This is a genomic window from Promineifilum sp. (SeqCode) (genome assembly GCF_041918635.1).
Taxonomy (GTDB): Bacteria; Chloroflexota; Anaerolineae; order Promineifilales; family Promineifilaceae; genus Promineifilum.
On the sequence record NZ_JAYRVJ010000352.1, the window covers coordinates 1 to 3149 of the forward strand.

The 3149-nt window shown below is 61.2% G+C and carries 3 protein-coding genes; all 3 read left to right on the forward strand.

The window, feature by feature from the left end; genetic code table 11:
- The coding region (locus ACE3UY_RS11200; RefSeq protein ID WP_374687612.1) for an ABC transporter substrate-binding protein at positions 1–826 on the forward strand (826 nt) is incomplete at its 5' end.
- A gap of 164 nt (positions 827–990) precedes the next feature.
- On the forward strand, positions 991–1995 hold the full coding sequence (locus tag ACE3UY_RS11205) for an ABC transporter permease (protein WP_374687613.1): 1005 nt from the start codon (positions 991–993) through the stop codon (positions 1993–1995).
- Positions 1996–2010: 15 nt separating this feature from the next.
- Positions 2011–3149: ABC transporter permease (locus ACE3UY_RS11210; RefSeq protein WP_374687614.1), on the forward strand; the 1139-nt coding region annotated here is incomplete at its 3' end.

Consider the following 3149-nt stretch of genomic DNA (forward strand, 5'->3'; position numbering starts at 1 on the left):
CAAGGCCATCGCCATGGCCGTTGACTATCCGACCATCATCGCCAACGCGATGACCAACCAGTCGGCCACGTTCGATCAGGTTCCGCGCTCGCTGATGAACCCGACCGAGGCCGAGCAGGCCACGTTTGACCACGAGGCCGTGGCCGATCTGCAATGGGCCGGCAACGACATCGAAGGCGCCAACGCGCTGCTCGATGAGGCCGGGATCGTCGACACCGACGGCGACGGCATTCGCGAGTACAACGGCGAGAATCTCAGCTACATCGCCCTGTGCCCCAACGGCTGGTCGGACTGGCAGGCCGCCATCGAAGTGGTCGCCGCCGCCGGCAAGGAAATCGGCATCGAAATCACCACCAACTTCCCCGAGTGGTCGGTCTACCAGACGGTTGTCACCAAGTCGGATGCCCCGCTGCCCGAAGACTACGACATCTTCATGATGTGGAGCGACGGCGCCGGCCCGACGCAACCGTGGGGCCGCATCCGCAAGCTGATGAGCTCGGAATTCATCGGCATGGCGAGCAACTGGAACGGCAACTGGGGCCAGTACTCCAATCCCGAGGCCGATGCCCTGATTCAGGCCATCCCGGCTGAGACGGACCCCGCCGCGTTGAACGAAATGTACACGGAACTGGTCAAGATTTATCTGACCGACGTGCCTTCCTTCACGCTCATGTACCGCCCGCAATCGTTCCACACCGTGAACGAGACTGTCTGGACGAACTTCCCGCACGAGGGCGACGGCACCGAGCCGCCCGTCCCGCCGCTCAACCTGACCGATGGTTGGAGCATCGCCGGCCTCTATAACCTGGAGCTGGTGAATCCCTAACCCTTAAGTTAGACCAAACAGCCATGCCCCGTGGTGGGGCATGGCTGTTTTTATGACCGGAGGACCGTCGTGGCGCCCATCCGGGCGCACGCTTGGAGCCTGGAGCCAAGTCCGCCCCACTAGCTTCCCATAGACGAAAGCCTGTATTGCGAGGAGGTGCGGCGTTGAAAGGATATCGAAATTACTTCGGTAAAAAGCTGATCTGGTTTTTCATCACGCTGGTTGTCGCCTTCGTCTTGAACTTCACGCTGCCGCGCTTGATGCCCGGCGATCCGGTGGCGGCCATCGTCTCCCGCATGGCTCAGGGCATGAGCAATACGTCGGGCGTCCAGGCCATTTATGAGCAGTATACCGAGCTTTTCGGTACCAACCGGCCTATCTCCGAGCAGTTCGTCATCTATGTGCGCAACGCGCTGCGCGGCGACTTTGGCTATTCGATCAGCCAGTACCCGCGCACGGTAGCCGACGTTCTCCGCTCTTCCATCTTTTGGACCGTCGGCCTCCAGTTTCCGGCTATCATCGTCGGTTGGATTCTCGGCAACGCGCTGGGCGCGCTGGCCGCCTATCGCCGGGGCAATTTCGACCGCGTCCTGCTGCCGGTGAGCCTCTTCTTGAGCAGCTTGCCCGCCTTTGGCATGGCCGTGATCTTGCTGGTCATCTTCGCCGTCTCGTTGCGCTGGTTCCCCACCTCCGGCGGCTACGGTTTCGACCTCATCCCCAACCTGAGCTGGAGTTTTATCTGGTCGGTCATCGTCCATTACCAGCTCCCGTTCTGGTCGCTCGTGATCATCACCATCGGCGGCCAGGCGATCGGCATGCGTTCGATGTCGATCTATGAGTTGAATGCCGACTACGTGAAGTACAGCCGCTTCATGGGCATCAACGACAACAAGATCGTGCGCTACGTGTTTCGCAATGCCATGCTACCCCAGATCACCGGCCTGGCGCTGGCCCTGGGTACCATGGTTGGCGGCGCGCTGGTGGCCGAAGTCATCTTCAGCTATCCGGGGCTAGGCTCCACCATCCTGACCGCCGTGCTGGGCCAGGACTACCCGCTCATCTCGGCCACAACGCTGATCATCACCATCATGGTGCTGCTGGCCAACTTTGCGGTCGAACTCCTCTACGGCTTCCTGGACCCGCGTATCAAGGCCGCCCAGGCGGACTAAAGGGAAGGTGCTGCCATGAAACACACGCTAAGACAGGTCTTCCGCTCTGGAAAGTTCGTGACCGGGTTCGTCATTTTTATGGCGATGCTGCTGACGGTCATTATTTACCCCCTGATTGTCACGGGTGGCCCTCTCGACATCATCGGTCAGGGAACCTTCTTCCCGCCCGGCATCTACGTGAACGTTCTTGACAGCATGAGTTCGCCCAGCTACACGATTATGCTGGACGACGCCGCGGCCAAGCGCATTGCCAGTCGGTTAGGCGATGAGGACCGCACGGCTATCCGCGAGTGGCTGGTGGGCGCGGGCATCGCCGCAGACGAGATCGACATCGCCAACACCGAGAGTCTGTTGGGGTTGTGGGTCAACAACTTCGACTCCTCGATGCGAATCTCGGGTATGACCAACGCTGACCGCAACTATTATATCCGCCTCAACAAATCGCTTCAGGGGCTACTTTCCACCGAGGGAGTCACCATCGCCGCCAGTAACCCCGAGACGGGCGCGTTGGAGGCGGCGGGCACGGTGGAACCGACACAGTACGTCAACATCCGCGAGGTGGCCAACGTGCGCGTCTTGCCGCTGGGGACGGACAACTTCGGCCGGGACGTGCTGACCGAGCTGGTCTCGGCCATAGGCGTCTCGCTGCGCATCGGCTTCGTGGCCGGTGTAATCGCCACGATCATCGGCCTGATCCTGGGCCTCGTCGCCGGCTACGTCGGCGGCATCGTTGACGACGTGATCACGTTCATCACCAACTTGTTCATCGTCATTCCCAGCTTCGTGCTGCTGATCCTGATCTCGTTCAGTATCGGTCAGGAGCAGCGTGGCCCGTTCGTGATTGCCGTGGTCATCGGCCTGACCTCGTGGGTATGGACGGCGCGCGCCGTGCGCGCCCAGGTGATCTCGCTGCGCAACCGCGATCACGTCAACCTGTCGAAGCTGTCCGGCCACTCCCTCGCCCACATCCTCTCGCGAGACATCCTGCCCTACATCGCCTCGTACGTGGTCATGGCCCTCATTCTGCAGATTTCCGCCGGCATTCTGGCCGAGGCGCAGTTGTCGGTTCTGGGCCTCGGCCCGCGCACGACCGAGGAGGCCACACTGGGTCTGATGATGAACTGGGCCTTGATCTACCAGGCCCACATTCTGGG